Below are 18,846 nucleotides of genomic sequence, written 5' to 3' on the forward strand. Positions count from 1 at the left end.
GACGGGCTGGCCGACGACGACCAGTGGACGGGCTGGCCGACGACGACCGGTGGACGGGCTGGCCGATGTCGTGGTCACCGTCGGCGCCGGTGCTGTCGGCACGCGTCGGGCACGGGCCGTCGGCGCGAGACCGCTACAGCATGTCCGGCGGCGGGAGCAGGAAGTTCCATGCGCTCAGCACCCCGCTGACGAACGCCACGAGCGAGGCGGGCAGCAGCAGGTAGAGCCCGGCGGGCCTGCCGGACGCCAGGACGACTCCGCCGGCCACGAACAGCAGCATGACGACGATGCTGGTGTCACGGCGGTCGAAGAGGCCGGTCAGTCGCTTGTCGGCGGTGACCGGAGCGCGCCTGCGCCGCCCGATGGCCAGCAGGCTCAGGCCCCCGGCCAGCCCGGCGGTCATGAGCTCGGCGCCCAGGGCCCAGTCGGCCTGGCGGGGCACCAGCAGAATCGTCGCCATGACCAGCGGCGCAAGGAACAGCACGAGGGTCTGCGCCGCGATCGCGCGCAGCACCGGGTGTCTGGCGATCCGGTTGGCGTTGAGGGACACCGCGACGAACAACAGGCCGGTGAGGGCGCCGCTGGCGCCTCCGGTCATCACGGCGAAGCTTTCCCAGTCAACGGGACCGGCCATGTCCTCGCACTCCCCGCGTAGGCAACTGGAACAGGTCTTTCGGGACAGCTTCCGCGACGCTCGGGCAGCACCCCGGCGGCCACTTCCCGCGGGGCCGCGCCGGGACCGCGGCCGGTGTCCGGCGCGTGACGGACACCGGCACAGGATCCCCTCCGCATGCGCGTTCTGTCCGCTCCATTGAACGCTCTCCCGCCCTGTGCGAGGGCACGAAGACCCGGCTGGGTTTTGGGAGTTCGCCCAACGGGAGCGCCGATAGCTTCGCGGCATGAACAAAAGCCCCGTCGCCCGCCTGGGCGGTTCCTGGACCTGGCATCTGCTCTACGGGCTGGTCTCGATCGTCATCGGCGTCATATCCGTGGCGTGGCCCGGTCCGACCCTCGTCGTACTCGCGGTGGTCCTCGGTGCTCAGCTGATCGCCACCGGGGTCTTCCGGCTGGTGGGATCGGCGAGCCTGGGGGAGACCGGTACCGCCCGCACCCTCACCGCGGTCCTCGGCGTGGTGAGCCTGCTGCTCGGGCTGTACGCGATCCGGCACGTTCTGATCACGGTGCTCGCGCTGGGGCTGCTGCTCGGCGTCTACTGGATCGTGGACGGTTTCACCGCCGTGTTCGCGGCGGTCGACCATCCCGGCCTGCCCGGACGAGCATGGGACGTCTTCATCGGGCTGCTCGGTGTCCTGGCCGGCCTGACGCTGCTGGTCTGGCCGGGGCTGTCGCTGCTGACGCTGTCCTTCCTGGCCGGGCTGTGGCTGATCATGCTCGGCGCCATGCAGCTCGGCCTGGCACGCCGGATCCGGGGCATCGCCCGACCGGCCTGACTCCATCCTCCGCGGGGGCAGTCCTCCGCGCGGCCTCCGGCTTCGGTCGCGGTCCTGAACCGGTCGCGCCACGGCGGGTTCTGCGACTTGGAACCCGCACTGATCAGCGGCCGGCCCCCGGGCACGAACCGCGCAAGGTGTCCAACACCCCGCCGTTCGGGCCGTGGGGGTTTCGACGTGGGCCGAGAGGGGTTCGCATGCAGCCAGACGGGCGACGAATATCCGAGGCATCCGCCGACGGCGATCAAAGGACCGGCCGGGCGCCGGTGTCACGGCCGACCGTGTTCGGCTGGGCCGTCGCAGCGGCAGGGGGCGTCGCGGCGGTTGCCGTGGCCGCCATGACGCTGTACAGCGTACGTTCGGTACTGATCAAGGCAGTCATCGGGCTGTTCCTCGCCATCAGCCTGGATCCGCCGGTGCGCTGGATGGTCGGGCGCGGAGCCCGACGCGGGCACGCGGTCGCAATCATCTTCCTCACGACGCTCGTCCTGACTGCTCTGTTTCTGTGGGCGTTTCTTCCCCCGCTGCTGAGCCAGGGCACGGGCCTCACCTCCGACTTCCCCGGCTACCTGGCGCATCTGCGCAGGCAGTCGCCGGCCCTCGCCCGGCTGGACGACCGCTTCCACCTGCTGGAGCACATCACGGCATGGGCCAGGACAATGCTCGATCGAGCCGGACACAACGCCTGGACGTACGGGCAGCGAGCGATGGGCGCCGTATCCTCAGCCCTGCTCGTGGGCGTACTGACCATCTATTTCATGCTCGACCTGCCCCGGATACGGAAGGGGCTGGTCGCCGCCTTCCCGCAACGGCACCGCCGCAAGGCCGACGACGCCGTTGCCGTCGTCGCCGACAAGGTCGGCTCATACATGATCGGAAATTTCGCCATCTCGGCGATCGCCGGAGTCGCCACGTTCGTCGCTCTGACTGCCCTGCAACTGCCGTTCGCGGTTCCGCTGGCGGTCTTCGTCGCACTGACCGACCTGCTCCCGATGATCGGCGCGACACTTGGCGCCGTGGTCTGCATCGTCGCCGCCCTGGCCACCACCGACCTGTGGCCGAACACCATCGTCGTCGCACTGTTCTTCGTCGTCTACCAGCAGCTGGAGAACTACCTCATCGCACCGAGGGTGTTGCGCAACGCGGTGCAGATGTCGGCCCTCGCCGTGCTGCTGGCGGCACTCATCGGCGGAACGCTACTTGGACTCATCGGCGCGCTGATGGCGATCCCCATCGCCGCTGCCATCAAGGCCATCACTGTCCCGGCGCTGCGAACCCGTCGGCAGGACAGCCTCACGACGACGCTCGAAACCCCCGGCCCAGGGGCATGAAGTGCTGAATCAACACCTTGATCGACAGGCTGGCACGATCTTGCTCAGGTGGATGGTCCCGGCCACGAAGGGGGGTGTGTCACGTTCAACGTCTGATCTTGGTTGGGGCCTGTCGAGAATCTGACAGTTCCTTCCGGGATGTGAGCCCGGTTCCCGCCGGCCGAGGCCAGCAGCATCATCGCGCGCCGGTAGCGCACCGAGTTGGTGCTGCCCGACGCACGATCTGCTGCAGTTTCTGCCCCTCCTGATCGGTAAGTCCGCGCACACGGACAGGCTCCGCCACCATGCCTCCAGCCGTCGGATCGGACTTCACCACCCAGCCAACCGCCACGATCCCCGGTCAGAGCACTATCAGAGCACTAGTCGAAGGCGTCCGGCCGCCCCGAGGCCGACTGTATGTCCGGGGCGACGGTCTCCCAGGTGACGGCGAGCAACACGAGGGTGCGGTCCCGCTGGTCCTTGAGCGACAGACCGGTCAGCTTCTCGATCCGGCCCGTCCGGTACAGCAGCGTGTTGCGGTGCACCGGCAGCGCGGCCGCTGCCGCAGTGCTGTCGAAGCCGTGGACGGCGAGGCACCGCAGAGTGTCCGCCAGATCCACGGCTTCGGCCCGCTCCAGCGGACCGAAGACCCGCCGGACGATCCGGTCGGAGGCTTCCGGGGAGTCGGCCAGCAGCAGTTCGGGCAGGTAGTCGTCGGCGCGTACCCGGCCCCGGCGTCCGGACCGGGCCGCGATCGCGAGCAACGCGCGCAGGCCGTCGACCGCCGCGCCGAGCCGGTCGCGGGCGAGTGGCGGGTCCTGGGCCAGGATCAGCCGCGGGTCTTCGAGAAACGCCTCCCAGCCGAACCCGGACGGTGTCAGCCCGGTCACTCGGACCCCCTCGGTGAACGCGAGCGCCCCTGCCGTGCGCAGCCGCGACGCGAGACCGGCGTGCGAGGCGACCGTGGCCCCGGCCAGCCGGGCGGCGAACGGACGGTACGGTTCCGTCAGATCGAACCCGAGCCGGGCGGCCCGGTCCCGGTCCTCGATCGTGACCGGCAGCCGCGCGCACAACCGGTCGAACAAGGCCCGGGCGCGCCGGTCTCCGGCCGTGGACGGCGCGTCCTGCTGGTCGGCGTAGGCCCGCGCGAACACGTCCACCACCAGGTCGAGGTAGTCCTCCAGACAGCCCCAGACCGTGTCCCACTCCGCGACGAGCACCGCCCGGTCCTCGTCACCCGCCAGGTCGAGCAGTGCTTCCCAGAACATCCGCGCACCACGGCGGTAGACCAGGATGCTGTCCTCGATCGGCTGGCCGGCGACAGCTCGGGCGCGCAGGAACTCGTGCAGTTCGGAACGGAGGTAACTGTCCGGCGGGATCCCGTTGATCATCCAGCGCAGTATGAGGTCGACGTTCCAGCGCACCACGGCCGTCCGGTCCACCGGCCACTCGAACCTGGTGTAGGCTGGCAACCGGCCGAACCCGGCCTCCATCCGGCGCACCACGACGCCGACGTCGAAGCGCTCCAGAACACGCCGCAGGTCACCACCGCCTGCCGCACCCGCACCGGACGGGGGAAGCACATTCACGGACCCGATCCTTCCACATCCGTTCGCCCGTCCGGACCCTCGATACATGAGCACTCCGGGACCCGCCGAGCCCCTGACACCCTCGAACGACTCCCCAACCAGTTCGTGGTTCACGATGCCATCGACTCCCCTGCCGACGACCTGGCCGCCAAGCTCTTGTCGGGGAAGGGCCCGCCGGCACGGACTCAGCACACATGAGGCCGGGAAGCGCCGTGAACACGTGAGAACTACGGAGGAGTGTTTCCCCAGGCCAGACACCTCAACGTCGAAGTCTCCGCAGGTCACAGCCCCGCCCAGGGAAAACTCCTAAAGCGGGTGTCGCAGGTTCGAATCCTGCCGGGGGCACCAGCCAAAAGGCCTCGGACCGATCATGGTCCGGGGCCTTTGACATCTACCTCTGACATCAACGAGGGCGGTCACCCGCGTCCCGCCGTCGCTTGAGCAGCCGGTCCATGTGGCTGATGGCCTCGCGCTGCGTGTCGTGGACGACGTGCGTGTAGACGTCCATGGTGATGCTGATCTGGCTGCGCCCGAGGATCTCCATCACGACGTGGGGTGCGACCCCAGCCGCGGTGAGAAGCGTCGCCGTGCCGTGCCGAGCGTCATGCAGCCGGATCACGCGAAGGCCGACGGACTCGGCGACGCGGGTGAACGACCGGTAGACGTTCCGCGGCTCGACCTGGCGGCCGGTGCGGGTGGTGAAGACGTAGCCCGACTCGTGCCACTGCTCCCCCGCCTTGGCGCGCGCGGCGGACTGACGTGAGGCCGATGATCTCGCCCCGCCGGAGCCCCATCGCGATGGCGAGCACGAAGGCCGCGTAGAGCGGATCTCGTCGAGAGGCCGCAAGGAAGTCCAGCGTCTCGTCCAACGTCCAGGGACTCAGCTCCTTGTTGTCCATTCGGGGCGGCTCGACGAGCTTGGCGACGTTGCGCGCGATCAACTCCTCCCGGCAGGCCGAGGACAGAGCGGAACGCAGCACGCGGTGAGACTCCTTGGCCGTTGCCGCGGTGGTCTCCTTCTCCATCCGAATGAGGAAGCGACGGACGTCCGCGACTCCGAAGGATTCGAGCGGCTTCGAACCGAGCAGCGGCACGAGGTAGAGCCGTACGTGCGCCTCGTACTTGTCGTACGTGCTGAGCTTCCGCCGAGGCTTGATCACGTTCTCCAGCCAGTACGGGAGCCACTCGGAGAGCTTGGCCGACCGGGTGGGCACGGGCACGCCCTGGTTGACCTTGGCGAGCCGCTCGCGACGCTTGGTATCGCACTCTGTCCACGTCTTGCCGTAGGCGAACTTGCGGGCCCGAGTGCCGTCCGGCTGGAGGACATAGACGGCGCACTGAAACCGCCCGTCCTTGCGCTTGGTGATCGTGCCCGCCCCGTTGGGGTTGCGCTTGCGCTGGCCCGCCATCAGGCAGCCTCCTCGATCTGGCTGAGGATGAAGTCCCGTACGGCGTCGGCGGGGATACGGCGCGCGCCGTCGATCTTGATCGATATCAGGCGGTGCGAGCGGATCAAGCCCCGGCTGCGCTCCGCTCCGCCGGGCGCGCTCCCGGCTCCGCTGCGGGCGCCGCTCCTGCCTCCGGCCCGCTCCGCCCGCGCTGCGCCGACGCGCGCCCACTGGTGGATAGGGCCGGTGGCCATGAGTCGATCACCGCAGAGCGCGTGCACGGTCAGAACAGAGCCTCCGGCGGGGGATCGGCCGGCACCGGGATGGAGGGGGCGCCGTCCCCGACCGCGGGTCCGTCGTGGCGGATGCTGGAGGCTCCCATCCCGCACACCGTCGCCCCAGGCAAAGCCGAGCAGACGCGGCCCCTGGCGTCCAGGTCGTTCGTACAGTGGCGCGCTCCACGCCAGGAACCAAGCCTGCTCCACGGTGTGTGGGTCGACGCCGTACGGGATGGGAGGGTGAGTTGTGGGTGGGGTGAGATCATCGCGTCTGAGGTTGGGGGAGGACATGACAGACAACAAGGAAGATCGATGGTGGCTACAGGCCCTGGTGCTCGGGGCCGGAGCGGCCTGGGCGGGGGCCCGCGCGTTGGGCCACGGCCGACCGCCGTTGCTGCGATTGGGCCTGGGCATAGGGGCGCTCTGTCTCCTAGCTGCGCTTATGGGACTCCTCATCGACCGAATCCGAGCAACGAGGCGAGGCCGCAGCAGTTCCGCTGTTGAGACCTCCGATGGCGAACCGCACGGGCACTGATCGGTGCCCCGTGCCCCCCGCGTGCCCGAAGCAGCGAGCACCGATGGGGAACAGCGGGGAGTCACGGTCTGCCAGCAGTGAAACACCAGGTTAGGAAAGCCCCAGCTCACCAGTCACCCACGTACGCGATCTTCCAAACTAGGGCTCCAGCACTCTGGCGGGGCGCTTGACCAGGGCATTGAGACTCCACAGACCTCACTCCCTGACCTGCGCCATCCAGCGATGGCCCGACGTCTCTGTCGACCGCGGCGCTCCCAACAGCCACAGCTCACGGTGTGCGGGCAGGGACCGCGCGTGGACCAGGGCGAAAATTCGGTTTCAACCTTTACTGTGCGGCAGCGCTCTGAAGAGGGGTGACAGGACACGGCCCCATGACGGGGTCTGGAGAGGAGAGCAGATGCCGGAGAACGGCCGAGGCTCCGAAGCGCCGCGGAGATCCCAGGCGCCCGAGAGCTTCGAGGCCTTCGCCCAGGCGAGCCAGAGACGGTTGTACCGAACCGCGTACCTGCTGTGCGGGGACCCGGACACGGCCCGGGACCTGACGCAGACCACACTCGCCAAGCTCTTCCAGCACTGGCGGAGAGCGAGTGCCGCCGACCACATCGAGGCCTACGCCAGGACCGTGCTGACCCGCACCTACCTGGCCGAGCGGCGGCGGCGCCTGCGGGACATGCTGGCACACTCCCGCCCCGACCCCCGGTCCGCGCCCGACCACACCGAGCTGCGGGTGACGCTGATATCGGCGCTGGCCGAGTTGCCGCCCAGGGCGCGAGCCATGGTCGTGCTGCGCTACTGGGAGGACCAGAGCGTCGAGTCCGTCGCCGAGCTCCTGAAGTGCAGCGAGTCCACGGTCAAGAGCCAGTGCTCACGCTCCCTGACAAAGCTGCGCGCCCAACTGGGCAAGGCCCACATCTACTCCACGGGGAGCTGAGGAGCCGCCATGAACGACAACCTCACCGAGGAAGACCGCCGCAGCGCCCTGCTGGTCAGGGACGCGATGGACAGTGCAGTGGCGGAACTGCCTTCGCCACACGACCTGGTTCCCGCCGCAGTTACCCAGGGCCGGCGCCGCAAGGCTCGTGCCCGTCTCGCGACCGCCGCCGGGATCGCCTGCGTGGCCGGGGCCGTGCTCTTCGGCTCCCTGACACCCGCCGGGGGCGACGCCGACAAGACGGTCCGTCCTGCCACGAGCGGCACACCCTCGCCACACCAGTCGGTCCAGCCGGAGCCGTACCGCACGCCGATCCACATCGACCCCACGAGCGACGACGAACGGTCCATGGTCAACCTGCCCCCCACCGAGCGGAAACAGCGAGCACGTTTCCAGCAACAGGCGGCCGTCCTCCTCGACAAACTACTGCCGGACTCTGTCGGCCTGATCCGACCAGTCGACCTCGATGTGTCGCGCTACCAGAGCGAAACCCCAGTCGGGAAGGTGTTCACCATCATCTTCTCCGTACGGCCGTCCGGCGACGGCCCGGACTCGAAGCACTGCCCCTCCGCTGCTCTTGCCGCCAAGGGCGGAAGCTGTAAGCAGGCCACGTTGCCAGGCGGCATCAAGGCCACATCGCTCCGCGTGATCACCGACTCGTCCGAGACCATGTCCACCGACGTCCATTTCCGTTACGGACACAGCGATGTCTACGTTTCCATCGAACCGGACGTGAACGCCAAGGCCTCCGCTCCCGTCACCAGCGAGGAACTGCTCGCGGCTGTCGGTGACTCCCGCTTCCTCGACCTGGTGAAGTACGCCGACGAGCACCCGATGCAGAAGAAGCAGACCACCATCGCGGGCGGCTGAAGGCGGGTGGCGGTGTGGAGGCCAGGACCGGTACAGCAGTGAAGTACAGCAACCGCCCCCGTTCGACAGCGTCCTTACAACTCCGAAGCGCAACCGGTATGACCCTCACCGACCGATCCACATAGAGCTACGGGTCGGAAGGTTCTGACATCCACAGCTGACATCAACGACGCCGGACGGGGGCGTACACCAGCAACCCTGCCCGGCCGTCGCATCAGTCGCCGACAGCGTCCGACGCGAGGGCGGATCGAACTCCTAAAGCGGGTGTCGCAGGTTCGAATCCTGCCGGGGGCACAACGCATTACCGCTCTGACCTGCGGTTTCTTCCCCAGGGAGGGCCCCTACTCGGCCTCGGACGTCACGTCCGGGGCCGTTTGCGTGAGCGGTGCGTGAGCGGACGGAGAGTTGATCTCCCGAATAACGCCCAACGGATCAGCATCATCCGGCACGGACTCCTGGCCGGGATGCTCCGCGTCGTCGGGCTCGGCCTCCGCTTCGGGGGTGGTGTTTTCGGAGGTGGCGCGGGCGCGCGGGACAAGCCGGGCTGCGGCCTCGGCGACAGCGACAGCGACAGCGACAGCGACAGCGACAGCGACAGCGACAGCGACAGCGACAGCGGACGATGGGACATCGTCTTGGAGAACGCCAACCCGCGAGGCAACCTCAAAGTTGCCTCAATTTGCTTTGCTTGAGCTCCTGAGAATCATTTACTGATCGTCTGCCCCGCGTTGCGCGCCTCCGGGCGTGGGCGACTGACCTCAAAGCCTGCCGTCCCCACGCTCCTTACCGACCGCATGTCAACGGAGACGCCATCCGGGGAAGCGCACAGTGCGACACCAGCGACCCGACCAACCGGGTCACGGTGCCGCCAGAACCGCCGCCCAGCGCCGAAACCCCGGCAGGCAAGCAGCGTAGCGAGAGCAGGGGGATAACCGGCTAAAGCGGTCAGACATACACCAACGGGCTGACCACCGCTTTGACGTACCTCACTACGGAAGACCACAGAAGGCTGCAACAAGGGGACTTCGGCTTCGCTCCGCCCGCTCCACCCATCCCGGGGGACTTGCACACCATCCCTTCCCTCACCTGCCGGGAACGCCAAGTCCTCATACTGCTCAGCCACGCTGCCAGCAATCGCGAGATCAGCAGCCGGCTGGGCATAGCCGAACGCACCGTCAAGGCACACCTGACCAACCTCATGACCAAGATCAAAGTAACCAGCCGTACCGAAGCGGCCCTTTTCACCTACGCCCATCACTCCCGCCTCACCGTCCGACCCTGAGGATCTCGTTCGCCCACCCTGGGCGTTCATCTTGCGCAGGAGCCACGAGCACCTCGCATACGACAGCAAGGCGTGCCACCACACCCTGGGGTTGACAGTGAACGTATCGCTTATCGATAGTATCGATAAGCGATACGTTCACTGCGAGCGACGGGGGGAACCGTGGGTACGAAGTCCTGGTGGGGCCGGACCGACAACCGGCTGCTGGAGGCTGCTCTGGGCCTGGCCGCTCTGCTTGCCGTCGTCTTCGGGGTGCTAATCCCGGTCCTCGGGGTGGTAGGCCTCACCGACCCCGTGGACACCCGCGAGGTCGAGATCGAGGCCACGACCCGGGTGCCGAGCACGGTGACCGCCACAGTGGCGGGCCACGGCATGAGCCTCACCGGGTCCCACCAGGCCGACCTCGTCCTCGCCCACCCCGACCTGAGCCAGCGCCTGTTGCTCGCACTGCCGGAAGTCATCAGCAGCCTGCTCCTGCTGTTCGTCCTGGCCCTTCTCTTCCAGATGGCCAGGACCCTGCGGGACGGTGATGTCTTCGTACCGGGGAACGCCCGCCGCCTGAGGACCATAGGGCTCACGGTGCTGGTGCAGGCCGTCCTCTCCCCAGTGCTGCCGGCGGTCACCACGGAGGCACTGGTGAGCGGCACTCCCATGGCGGATCAACTCCCCTCGTCGATCACCTTCACCGGCGAGTTCGTCCTGCTCGCCTTCCTCATCCTGGCGCTGGCCGAGGTCTTCCGGCGCGGTACGAAGCTCCGCGCCGACACCGAGGGACTGGTCTGATGCCACCGGAGGAGGAACACCGGATCAAGGTCCACCTGGACCGGCTGCTGGCCGAGCGGGGCATGACCCTGTCCGAACTGGCGGCCAGGGTCGAGGTGACGGTGGTCAACCTCTCCGTCCTGAAGAACGACCGGGCGAAGGCGATCCGCTTCTCCACCCTCACCGCGATCTGCCGCGAACTGAACTGCCAGCCCGGCGACCTGCTCAGCATCCGCGAGGACTGACCCCGGTTCACCGGCGTGGTCAGCGTTCCGTACGAGAGCGCCGTGCGCCGCCTCCTACCGTGTGACCTTCGCCCAGGACAGCCCATAACCGCCTTACCTAGACAAGGGATTGATCATGGAGATGACCTCTGGCCGGCGGCTGGCACAGGTTGGTGCGATCGCTGTGTGTGCTGCCGCCCTTGCGGCGTGCGGGACCTCCTCGCGTTCCTACAACGTGTCGGGAGCTCCGGGGGGTGCCGGCGCCGCATGCTCCGGTCTGGTGGGCAAGGCGCCGCAGAAGCTGGGGGGCCATGAGCGCAATGATGCCGATCAGAAGGGGACGGCCGTGTGGGGAGACGGTGATGTGATTCTCCGCTGCGGGAACATCTCGGACGTCCCGGAGTCGGCTGCGTGCACGTCGGTGAAGGGGGTCGACTGGGTCGTGAACGCGAAGAAGACCCACGACGGGGTGAAGACGGTTCTGTCGTACGGGCGCAGTCCCGCGGCCGAGGTCACGATGTCGGAGCGGGTCAAGGACAAGGACGCCGTCATCGGCGAGATGTCCGGGATCGTGTCGGGGCTGGCCAAGCAGAAGGCGTGCGCGAAGCAGAGCTGAGCCGATCTGAGCTGAGCTGACTTCTGTGGCCCGGACTCCTGAAGTAGCCCTGGCGGGCAGGGTGCCCGAAGGTGCGATGGTCGCCGACGCGGCCAGGACGTAGAAATCAGTGGAACGTGCGTACGGGTGCTGTCATCGGCGCCGGGCGCATGGTCAAAGGAGCATTTCCACTTCTACGGGGAGAAATCATGCGCACTCTCTCGCGCCTGGCCTCTGGCGGTGCCGCTGCGGTGGCCGCCGGCGCGCTGCTGTTCGCAGCAGCGCCCGCGCACGCCACGTCGTCTTCGGGCACCTGGGGCATCCCGGGCCACAAAATGCAGGTGAATGCCTGGCACTGTGGCTCGTACGTCACCACCTGTGACTGGAAGGCGTCGACCAAGGTGTACAAGGGCAGGGCCCACGACAGTGCCCAGTGGGTGCAGAACCGGGCCGTCCTGACCGCTCACGGCATCAGCGTCTCCCTCACGATCTCGAAGAACCCTGAGGCGACGCTGAAGATGACCAGCAGGTCGCAGGGCGAGGTCCGCTGGAAGAACTACGGCGGCCACAAGTGGATCTCGGACACCTACGGTCAGATGAAGCCCAGCAGCCTGACCGTGTACGTGTCGACGAAGTCCTGCGGCTCGGCACAGATCACCAGCAGGATCAAGTTCACGGAGAAGTGCGTCACCGCCGGCGCTGCCTGATCCGCGCCTGACACTGCGCACCAGCTGAACGCCCCTGCCCTCGCCACCCGGCGGGGGCAGGGGTCTCTTACGGGGGAGAACGAGTATGTCTCACGCCAGGAGAGTCGCAAGGAAAGCGGCGTGGGCGGCTGCTGCGGCCTGCGTCCTGATGCCGACCGTGTCCTGCACCTCGCAGGGCAACCACCATGAAAGCAGGGAACCCGCCTACTTCCAGAGCCTCGTCAGCCAGGCCAACGGCCTGTACTACCACCCCTTCCTGCGGGAAGACCGCGGCAGCCCCGAAGCCCAGTCGTACGCCCTGCGCATCCTGGCGGAGACCGGCGCGAAGCCGAAGGTCACCGTGGGAGCCACCACGGCCGCAGCGCTGCGCTCCGATGCGCTCAAGTCATCCGCGCTGTGGGGGAGGTACTGGCTTGTCCCGCTGCGCGAGGCCGGCGCGTCCGCGGTGCTGGGGCCCGGCGACGCACAGGATGTGGAGAGACTGCGAACCGGCAGGGGGTGGTACGAAGATCCCGCGCTCGGAGAGAAGAGCGACGAAGGGCGTCTGGGTGCCACTTGGGCGGCGCTGGAGGTGGAGGCTGCCACTGGAACTCTCGCAAAGCTTCCCGCCGCCGACGAGGCGGCCACCGCCGACTGGCTGGGCCGACTGGCGGACGGCAGGCCGCAACTGGACGAGGCCGCGGCCCTGGCACGCTGCCTGCACCTGCTCGGCAAGTCCGTCCCTGGCTCCCTGACGTCGGTGGCGGCTCCGGACGCGAGCCGGTTCACCGAGCGGCCGGACAAGGAACGCGCCGGCCTGCTGGAGGACACGTACAACTACGTACTGCTCCAGAAGTCGGCCGGCAAAGAGCCGCATGTGGACCGGAACACATGGCAGCAGGCCCTGTCCCACAACGTCGGAAGCCTCGACTACGACCAGCTCTACAGCCTGGTGCACATCCTGCACGCCACCGGCAGCTCCAAGGGGGAGTTCTCGACGGAGCCCGCTGGAGCCGGGTGTCGTGGGTGAACACGACGACCTGTCGGTGCTTGCCGAGTTCGTGCAGGACCTGAGCGAGCCCGTTGACCTTGGCGGGGTCCATGGACTGCACCGGGTCGTCGATGACGATGAACCCGACCGGGCTGTCGGCCGTGACGGCGCGGGGCAGGAACAGGGACAGCGCGAGGGAGTGGAGCTCGCCCTGGCTCATGACACCCAGCGCCGACGCGTCCTGGCCGTCGACGGAGACGTCCATGACGAGCTTGCGTACGTTGGCCTTCTCGCTGCCGCGCAGGCTCACACCGTTGAGGTCGATGTTGCTCTCCTGGCGGAGCTTCTCCCAGATGCGCTGTGACTGTTCGGCGAAGCCCTCCATCCGCCGCTCTCGCAGCTCGGTGCTCAGCGCCTTGATCCAGGCACGGGCCCGCCGGATGTCTCTCAGCCGGGGATCGCGCTCCTTCGCGGCGCGGGCACGCTCCGCCAGCCGGCCAGGAGGGTGACGAGGCGGCGCCAGCGTTCGTCCCGCTTCTCCAACTCCCTTACGGCGTTCTCCCTGACCGCCACACAAGCGTCAGCCAACGCCCCGGCGGCCTCGTGGGCGCGTCTGACCAGTTCACCCGGATCGCTGACCGTGCGGCAGGCGGCCCAGGCGTCCCACGGGTCGGTCAACGCGGCCGGGATCCGCTGGGGCCTGTGCACGAGATCCTGCAGGACACGCACCGCCGACCGCAGTGCGCTGCGCGCGTCGTCGGCGGCCTTGGCTTCCTGCCGCAGTACGGCGATCTGCGCGGCGGCACGCGCGGCCCACTCCCCGTCCAGGACGCGGTCCGTTCCGCAGACCGGGCAGGCGTCGGGGTGCCGGTCGTTGTGGGCCACAGCCCTGGCGAGGAGGTCGGCGCGCTGGTGGGCGTCCTCGGCACTCGTGCCGCGCACGTCCTCGGCATCGGCGAGGGCCTTGCGCAGCCTGACCACCGCGGCGGCGACCTGCTCCATGTCGGGGCCCTGCACGGCGACCGCGGCCCGCAGCTCGGCGAGAAGCCCCTCGTCGGTGTCGCCGGGCAGTCCCGCCACCAGTTCCTCGACGGTGTCGAAGTCCGGGCTGCCCGGGGTGTCGATGGCCAGGAGGGCGTGCACCGCGCGCTCGTCGTCCTCCAGGGCGTACAGGGCGTCCATGAGTTCCGGGACTTCGGCCTTCGCCGCCTTCGCCGCGTCGTCGAGTACCTTCTCCTCCGCGCGAAGCCGGCTGTCCGCCGCGCTGAGATGCCGCAGCCCGAGGATCGTGGCGATGGCGTCGTACATCTCGGAGGGCTTGCCGCTGATCATGCGGTCGAGATCTATGTACGACAGAAAGGGCCGGTAGTCCTCCATGGCCTGCTTCCACGCCACATGAGACATAGGTTGTTGTGGGAAAAGAGGGGGAGACGATGACTGAAGACCGCAAGGCACTCGTTCCGGTGTGGACGCTGGCGACCGGTGACGTCCGGGCACCCGCATTGACCGGAGACGGGCCGATGACGGCTGAGCGCCTGGCTGAACTGCGCGGTGTGCTGGCTGCACTGGCCGACGCCCCGATTGCCACGCTGGAGGTGCATCCGCTGCCCGACAAGCTCGACCGCAGCCGAGGTATCACGCTCGACGCCGCGAGTCCCCTGGCACAGCACCTGTCACAGTTCATCGCGGAATCGACGCGAAGTTCCCTTACTGCGGCCAGGGCGACCGCCGCCGGCGAAAACCTGTATCGCATGGTGGTTCCGGCGAAGGTTGCCGCCCAGTTCGGTCAGGGCATGGTTCGTCCGATGGCATCGAAGGCGGCGGCCGGTGGCATCCACAGTGCACTAATGAACTCGACGGGCATCGCCGCCAATGCGACGTTCGTGCCAGTCGGCAAAGTGGCCGCAGCAGGCGCAGTCGGCGGAGCCGGTGCGACAGCCGGCGTCGCGGCCGCCGGCAGCGCGGCGCTCACCGTGGCCGCGCCGCTCGTGCTCATGGCCGTAGCCGTAGGGGTGAGCGCGCATGCCGACCACAAGCGCCAGCAGGCCATCGAACACATCACCGAACTGCTGGAGCAGCTGCACGAACAGAAGCTCGAAGAGGAGCACAGCGAACTCGACGGCTGCCGCGATGCCATCGACAAAGCCACCGCCATTCTGCTCGACCAGGGCAAACTCGGTATCTCGCTAGGACTGGACTCGGCAGTGCACGCCATCAACACGGCGCTGGGCCGCGCTGACCGCCGCCTTGCCCAGTGGCAGAGCGCACTCGACAAGCTGCCCGACGGCAAGCCCGTCGAGATCGGCACGCTGACCAAGTCGTTCCCCGGCGTCGACGAGCATGGCGGCACGTTCCGCGCCCACCTCGAACTCGCCGCCTTGGCCATTGCGCTGAAGCGGCGGGCCGTCGTCCTGCAGGCCGTCGAGCATGCCCAGTGCGACACTACCAACTTGTTCGAGAACTTCGCCCGCGCACTCAAGCGCGATCAGCAGCGCCTCGACGAACTGGAGTCGAGTATCGCCGGTGTACTGGTACACCTTTCGGCGCTGGAGCTGGCAGGCCCGCAAGGTTGGCGGCCCGTCTTCACGACCGATGAAGTCGATCGCCTGATGCGCGCGGCGTACCGGATTCGCAAGCTGGGCGACGGCGTCATGGTCAACAGCCGCACGACAGACGTGGCGATCGAGATTGCCCGCGACAAGGACGGCTCGGTGATCGTGTTCCCCGCGCTGCCCATGCAAGCGTAGGCGCACTCGCCTCAGCAAGGACGGCCCCGCATTGCCCGTCCGCCATGGACGAGCTGCGTACCGTCGAGGACATGGCGACGCAGGCGGTGTCCGAGGGACGTGTGAGTGGATTACGACCGCAGACGTGGGCCCAGCCGCATGTGCGACTGGGCCCCTCGGGGGTTACGAATGCCAGGCTCAGATGGTCTGGTCGGCGGCCAGCCCGACGAACCCGGCCCACGCCTGGGGGGCGACCGCCAGAACCGGTCCGGATCGGACTTTCGAGTCCCGGATGTGTATGCCGTCGACGGCGGCTGCGATCTCCACGCACTGCCCGCCCTCGGCGCCGCTGTAGCTGCTTTTGAACCAGGCGAGTTCCAGAGCGACATCCGCGCTCTCTGCGGCGTTCATAGCTCTCCCAGCAACCTCTCGATGAATCCCAGGGTCTCTCGCGGAGTGAGAGCCTGAGATCGGATAATCCCATAGCGTGCGGCGGCAAGACGTACCTCTTCTCGGTCTGTCAGGAGGCTGCTGCGTCCTTGGACCTCCATGTACGTGAACTGCTCTCCGCCCTTTCGCGTGATCATCGTGAAGGGGCCGTCGACGCCTGCGCTGTCCTCACGGTCGAGCGGCATGACTTGGATCTCCACATTGCGCTTCTGGCCGGTGAGCAGTAGCTGTTCGAGCTGCCCACGCAGTACTGCCTTCCCACCGAGTGGCTTACGCAGCACGGCCTCTTCGAGCACGAAGCTGAGCAGTGGCGCAGGCCAGCGATCGAAGATCGTCTGCCGGGCGAGCCGCGCTGCCACCCTCAGTTCGATCGTCTCCTCGTCCAGCAGCGGGCGCCGCATGGCAAGCAACGCCCGCGTGTACTCCTCCGTCTGCAACAGCCCGTTGACCACATGGGTGTCGTAAACGCACAGTTCAACCGCCTCCGCCTCCAACCGCGCCATGTCCCGGAAAAACGCCGGATACTGCGCCCGCCCCACCTCCTCCTTCAGCGCCTTGAGGACGCCCCCGGCGTCCAGCACCTCGTCCGCGCGGTCGATGAACCTGGGCGGGGGAATCCGCCGCCCCTGCTCGAAGGACGCGATCGACTGGGCCGCGTAGCCCGTGAGCTTCCCGAACTCCGCCCGGTCCAGGCCCGCCCGTACCCGCAGCAGCTTCAACTGCCGCCCGAACGCCGTCACCACGCCCGACCCCGGCTCGTCCTCCGGCCTCGGCCCGGCGTCCTCCCGCTCGCCCCCGCCCTCGCCCTCGTCCTGCTCCACCGACTCCACCAACGTCCACCGCCTCCCCGGCCCGGTTCCCCGGCCCAACGCGCCCGTCCCGAGCCGGTCACGCCTCGCGCCTCGTACACCTGCCGCCCCGTCGCGTACAACCGTCACGCGACGGCCCGTCACCCCTGGTCACGCTACGCCACCACCGGGGGCGTAGCAGCGTGCAGCAAGGACGACCCCGCATTCCGATCCGCCATGGATGAGCTGCGTGCCGTCGAGGACGCGGCGACGCAGGCGGTGTCCGAGTGACGTGGAGGTGGGAGTACGACCCCAGCGAGGCGTACGTCATCGGCGGAGCGCCGCCGGCGTTCGTCGCCGAGGTCGAGAAAAAGGGCTGACGAGCTGGTGCGAGCGGCTGCGGCCTTCTACCTCGACGGAACACCGTACGAAGGGCTGGGCCCGAAGGGAGATACCGCGCATGTCGACAGCGGGTTCTTCGTCTACCTCATCGTTCCCCGGCATGAATGCGTTTACGTTCGCCAAGTGACCTGGATCTGATCCGGCGGTCGGCCCCCGGCCCTTAGGAGCGGGTGCGTTCTTCTGGCTCGGCCGACCGTGCAAGGCCTGGATGCCCAGCCGCCGGTTCGTGGATGTGGGCGAGCGCTCCGAGTCAGTCGCCGAATCCGGCCGACAGAGACACGATGCGGGTGCGGACAGTTGAGGCGCAACCACCCTCACCACAGCCGAAATCACGCCACCTTTCGAGGCCCGGCGCCGAACTCGGCCCGCGCAAAGCCCGCTCCGGTCCGCGGAGGATTCAACAGCCGCCCGAGCACCGTGACCGGGCCCGATCCGGACTCGTCCTCCACCCTGGGCCCGGCGCCTTCCCGCTCGCCCATGCTCCAGTCCGAGCGATCCCGCGCGGCCTGCCTCGTACGGACCTCACTCCCTCACGTACAACCGGAACGCGGCGGTGCGTCACCACTGGTCACGGTACGCAACCGCCGGGAGCGTTGAGGGTATGAACAGTGAGATCGCTCCCCTCTTCCGCGCCGGCGAACCCGCCGCCCCCGCACGACACTTCGCCATGCGGTTCAGTTCGACCCCGCGCGGCGCGCGGCTCGCCCGGCGTCTTGCCGGGCAGCGGCTCGACGCGTGGGGCATCCCCTACGACTGCGACACGCACCACACGCTGACGCTGATCGTCGCGGAGCTCGCCGCCAACGCCGTCCGGCACGGCCGCGTCTCCGGCCGCGACTTCCACCTCGCGGTGGCCTGCGACGCCACGACCGTACGGATCGAGGTCACCGACACCCGCACCGAAGGCGTACCCGTCGTAGCGGCGCTCACGGACCTCCGCGACACCGGCCGCGGCCTGCTCCTGGTGGAGCACCTCGCCCACCGCTGGAACTGGCACCCGTACCGGGGCGGCCCCGGCAAGACCGTCTGGGCTGAGTACGTCCTGCCGGAGCCAGGCCGACCCGCCGCCACACCCTCCTGCCCGTCGTCCACCGTTTCGACCCTGCCCCTGTCGCATCGTGAGAGCCCTGGACGGTAGATCGACGCGGCGGTCAAACTGAACCCCTGACCGTGGCTTGGCTGTTCTTCACCGCACCGGGGGCAAGGTGCCGCAGGAGGCGATCTCCGACCGTTACGAACTCCTGGAGGAGCTCAGCCACGGCGGCGACCCGACGGGCGTGTTCCGTCACCCTTTCGCTCCCCGCGCCCGAGCCCAAGCCCCCGCACCCGGCGGTTCGACGCCGACAGCCGTCCTCCCGGGGGCCCAGCCGGGCCCGTCCCCGCCCGGCTGCGCGAGGACATCAAGACGGCGTACGCCCACTCCGACGCCCTGCTGGAGGAGGAGCGGTTCGCGCAGGCCGTCCAGGTGCACGACGAGGTCGTCTTCAAGCTCATCGAGTCCGCCCAGCAGCGGTGGCGGGCGGTGAACGCACCCCACCTCGTCGCCCTCGTCCGTGCCGGAGCCCGCTTCGAACGCGGCCAACTCGTC

The 18,846-nt window shown here is 68.4% G+C and carries 19 protein-coding genes, 1 tRNA gene and 3 pseudogenes; 14 read left to right on the forward strand and 9 right to left on the reverse strand.

All coding sequences use genetic code 11. The features are described 5' to 3' along the window. Positions 1-133 precede the first annotated feature (133 nt). On the reverse strand, positions 134-634 hold the full coding sequence (locus ACZ4N4_RS45165) for a hypothetical protein (protein WP_467600371.1): 501 nt from the start codon (positions 632-634) through the stop codon (positions 134-136). Between the two features lie 265 nt (positions 635-899). Between ACZ4N4_RS45165 and ACZ4N4_RS45170 the strand changes: the two genes are divergently transcribed. Continuing rightward, the gene (locus ACZ4N4_RS45170) at positions 900-1,451 is read left to right on the forward strand and encodes an HdeD family acid-resistance protein (RefSeq protein WP_366893314.1); all 552 of its coding nucleotides are present in this window, start codon (positions 900-902) and stop codon (positions 1,449-1,451) included. A 197-nt stretch (positions 1,452-1,648) separates the two neighbouring features. Next, the gene (locus ACZ4N4_RS45175) at positions 1,649-2,782 is read left to right on the forward strand and encodes an AI-2E family transporter (protein WP_467600374.1); all 1,134 of its coding nucleotides are present in this window, start codon (positions 1,649-1,651) and stop codon (positions 2,780-2,782) included. A 142-nt stretch (positions 2,783-2,924) separates the two neighbouring features. On the opposite strand, the pseudogene ACZ4N4_RS45180 reads toward ACZ4N4_RS45175, so the two are convergent. Then, a pseudogene (locus ACZ4N4_RS45180) lies at positions 2,925-3,065 on the reverse strand (IS630 family transposase); the annotation flags it as partial. A gap of 76 nt (positions 3,066-3,141) precedes the next feature. Then, on the reverse strand, positions 3,142-4,350 hold the full coding sequence (locus ACZ4N4_RS45185) for a PucR family transcriptional regulator (RefSeq protein ID WP_467600377.1): 1,209 nt from the start codon (positions 4,348-4,350) through the stop codon (positions 3,142-3,144). A gap of 270 nt (positions 4,351-4,620) precedes the next feature. Between ACZ4N4_RS45185 and ACZ4N4_RS45190 the strand changes: the two genes are divergently transcribed. Continuing rightward, a tRNA-OTHER gene (locus ACZ4N4_RS45190) sits at positions 4,621-4,698 on the forward strand. 55 nt (positions 4,699-4,753) lie between these two features. Here ACZ4N4_RS45190 and ACZ4N4_RS45195 read toward each other — a convergent pair. Beyond that, a pseudogene (locus tag ACZ4N4_RS45195) lies at positions 4,754-5,759 on the reverse strand (tyrosine-type recombinase/integrase). Further along, entirely contained in the window at positions 5,759-5,992 is a 234-nt protein-coding gene (locus ACZ4N4_RS45200) for a hypothetical protein (RefSeq protein WP_467600380.1), read from the reverse strand. Before ACZ4N4_RS45200 ends, ACZ4N4_RS45195 begins: the two are co-directional and overlap by 1 nt. A gap of 956 nt (positions 5,993-6,948) precedes the next feature. Between ACZ4N4_RS45200 and ACZ4N4_RS45205 the strand changes: the two genes are divergently transcribed. From ACZ4N4_RS45205 to ACZ4N4_RS45245, 9 genes are all read left to right on the forward strand, one after another. Continuing rightward, positions 6,949-7,482 (forward strand): SigE family RNA polymerase sigma factor, encoded by a 534-nt coding sequence (locus ACZ4N4_RS45205; RefSeq protein WP_467600383.1) that lies wholly within the window; start codon positions 6,949-6,951, stop codon positions 7,480-7,482. Positions 7,483-7,491: 9 nt separating this feature from the next. Beyond that, complete coding sequence (locus tag ACZ4N4_RS45210) at positions 7,492-8,352, forward strand: hypothetical protein (RefSeq protein ID WP_467600386.1); 861 nt, start codon at positions 7,492-7,494, stop codon at positions 8,350-8,352. A gap of 389 nt (positions 8,353-8,741) precedes the next feature. After that, positions 8,742-9,044: a hypothetical protein gene (locus tag ACZ4N4_RS45215; protein ID WP_467600388.1), complete on the forward strand. Its 303-nt coding sequence runs from the start codon at positions 8,742-8,744 to the stop codon at positions 9,042-9,044. A 371-nt stretch (positions 9,045-9,415) separates the two neighbouring features. Then, positions 9,416-9,634 (forward strand): response regulator transcription factor, encoded by a 219-nt coding sequence (locus ACZ4N4_RS45220; protein WP_467600390.1) that lies wholly within the window; start codon positions 9,416-9,418, stop codon positions 9,632-9,634. A 162-nt stretch (positions 9,635-9,796) separates the two neighbouring features. Then, positions 9,797-10,417 (forward strand): DUF2975 domain-containing protein, encoded by a 621-nt coding sequence (locus ACZ4N4_RS45225; RefSeq protein ID WP_467600392.1) that lies wholly within the window; start codon positions 9,797-9,799, stop codon positions 10,415-10,417. Further along, on the forward strand, positions 10,417-10,641 hold the full coding sequence (locus ACZ4N4_RS45230; protein ID WP_467600394.1) for a helix-turn-helix domain-containing protein: 225 nt from the start codon (positions 10,417-10,419) through the stop codon (positions 10,639-10,641). Before ACZ4N4_RS45225 ends, ACZ4N4_RS45230 begins: the two co-directional genes overlap by 1 nt. A 121-nt stretch (positions 10,642-10,762) precedes the next feature. Continuing rightward, entirely contained in the window at positions 10,763-11,236 is a 474-nt protein-coding gene (locus tag ACZ4N4_RS45235) for a DUF3515 family protein (protein ID WP_467600415.1), read from the forward strand. A gap of 188 nt (positions 11,237-11,424) precedes the next feature. Beyond that, entirely contained in the window at positions 11,425-11,922 is a 498-nt protein-coding gene (locus ACZ4N4_RS45240) for a hypothetical protein (RefSeq protein ID WP_467600397.1), read from the forward strand. A 148-nt stretch (positions 11,923-12,070) separates the two neighbouring features. Further along, on the forward strand, positions 12,071-12,931 hold the full coding sequence (locus ACZ4N4_RS45245; protein WP_467600418.1) for a hypothetical protein: 861 nt from the start codon (positions 12,071-12,073) through the stop codon (positions 12,929-12,931). A 43-nt stretch (positions 12,932-12,974) separates the two neighbouring features. On the opposite strand, the pseudogene ACZ4N4_RS45250 reads toward ACZ4N4_RS45245, so the two are convergent. Continuing rightward, positions 12,975-13,415 (reverse strand): annotated as a pseudogene (locus ACZ4N4_RS45250) (hypothetical protein); the annotation flags it as partial. Continuing rightward, on the reverse strand, positions 13,340-14,287 hold the full coding sequence (locus ACZ4N4_RS45255) for a hypothetical protein (RefSeq protein ID WP_467600400.1): 948 nt from the start codon (positions 14,285-14,287) through the stop codon (positions 13,340-13,342). The pseudogene ACZ4N4_RS45250 and the gene ACZ4N4_RS45255, both read right to left, overlap by 76 nt. A 38-nt stretch (positions 14,288-14,325) precedes the next feature. On the opposite strand from ACZ4N4_RS45255, the gene ACZ4N4_RS45260 reads away from it, so the two are divergent. Further along, entirely contained in the window at positions 14,326-15,639 is a 1,314-nt protein-coding gene (locus ACZ4N4_RS45260; RefSeq protein WP_467600403.1) for a hypothetical protein, read from the forward strand. Positions 15,640-15,816: 177 nt separating this feature from the next. On the opposite strand, the gene ACZ4N4_RS45265 is transcribed toward ACZ4N4_RS45260, so the two are convergent. Next, positions 15,817-16,029 (reverse strand): DUF397 domain-containing protein, encoded by a 213-nt coding sequence (locus ACZ4N4_RS45265; RefSeq protein WP_467600406.1) that lies wholly within the window; start codon positions 16,027-16,029, stop codon positions 15,817-15,819. Further along, on the reverse strand, positions 16,026-16,898 hold the full coding sequence (locus ACZ4N4_RS45270) for a helix-turn-helix domain-containing protein (protein ID WP_467600409.1): 873 nt from the start codon (positions 16,896-16,898) through the stop codon (positions 16,026-16,028). Before ACZ4N4_RS45270 ends, ACZ4N4_RS45265 begins: the two co-directional genes overlap by 4 nt. A gap of 961 nt (positions 16,899-17,859) precedes the next feature. Here ACZ4N4_RS45270 and ACZ4N4_RS45275 point away from each other — a divergent pair. Next, complete coding sequence (locus ACZ4N4_RS45275) at positions 17,860-18,396, forward strand: ATP-binding protein (RefSeq protein ID WP_467600412.1); 537 nt, start codon at positions 17,860-17,862, stop codon at positions 18,394-18,396. Positions 18,397-18,846: the final 450 nt, after the last annotated feature.

Source organism: Streptomyces sp. NPDC026538, assembly GCF_055567535.1.

Coding starts and splice junctions, on each gene's coding strand:
- ACZ4N4_RS45165 (WP_467600371.1), bottom strand. CDS start 634: ATGGCCGGTCCCGTTGACTGGGAAAGCTTCGCCGTGATGACCGGAGGC.
- ACZ4N4_RS45170 (WP_366893314.1), top strand. CDS start 900: ATGAACAAAAGCCCCGTCGCCCGCCTGGGCGGTTCCTGGACCTGGCAT.
- ACZ4N4_RS45175 (WP_467600374.1), top strand. CDS start 1,649: ATGCAGCCAGACGGGCGACGAATATCCGAGGCATCCGCCGACGGCGAT.
- ACZ4N4_RS45200 (WP_467600380.1), bottom strand. CDS start 5,992: ATGGCCACCGGCCCTATCCACCAGTGGGCGCGCGTCGGCGCAGCGCGG.
- ACZ4N4_RS45205 (WP_467600383.1), top strand. CDS start 6,949: ATGCCGGAGAACGGCCGAGGCTCCGAAGCGCCGCGGAGATCCCAGGCG.
- ACZ4N4_RS45210 (WP_467600386.1), top strand. CDS start 7,492: ATGAACGACAACCTCACCGAGGAAGACCGCCGCAGCGCCCTGCTGGTC.
- ACZ4N4_RS45230 (WP_467600394.1), top strand. CDS start 10,417: ATGCCACCGGAGGAGGAACACCGGATCAAGGTCCACCTGGACCGGCTG.
- ACZ4N4_RS45235 (WP_467600415.1), top strand. CDS start 10,763: ATGACCTCTGGCCGGCGGCTGGCACAGGTTGGTGCGATCGCTGTGTGT.
- ACZ4N4_RS45240 (WP_467600397.1), top strand. CDS start 11,425: ATGCGCACTCTCTCGCGCCTGGCCTCTGGCGGTGCCGCTGCGGTGGCC.
- ACZ4N4_RS45245 (WP_467600418.1), top strand. CDS start 12,071: ATGCCGACCGTGTCCTGCACCTCGCAGGGCAACCACCATGAAAGCAGG.
- ACZ4N4_RS45260 (WP_467600403.1), top strand. CDS start 14,326: ATGACTGAAGACCGCAAGGCACTCGTTCCGGTGTGGACGCTGGCGACC.
- ACZ4N4_RS45265 (WP_467600406.1), bottom strand. CDS start 16,029: ATGAACGCCGCAGAGAGCGCGGATGTCGCTCTGGAACTCGCCTGGTTC.
- ACZ4N4_RS45275 (WP_467600412.1), top strand. CDS start 17,860: ATGAACAGTGAGATCGCTCCCCTCTTCCGCGCCGGCGAACCCGCCGCC.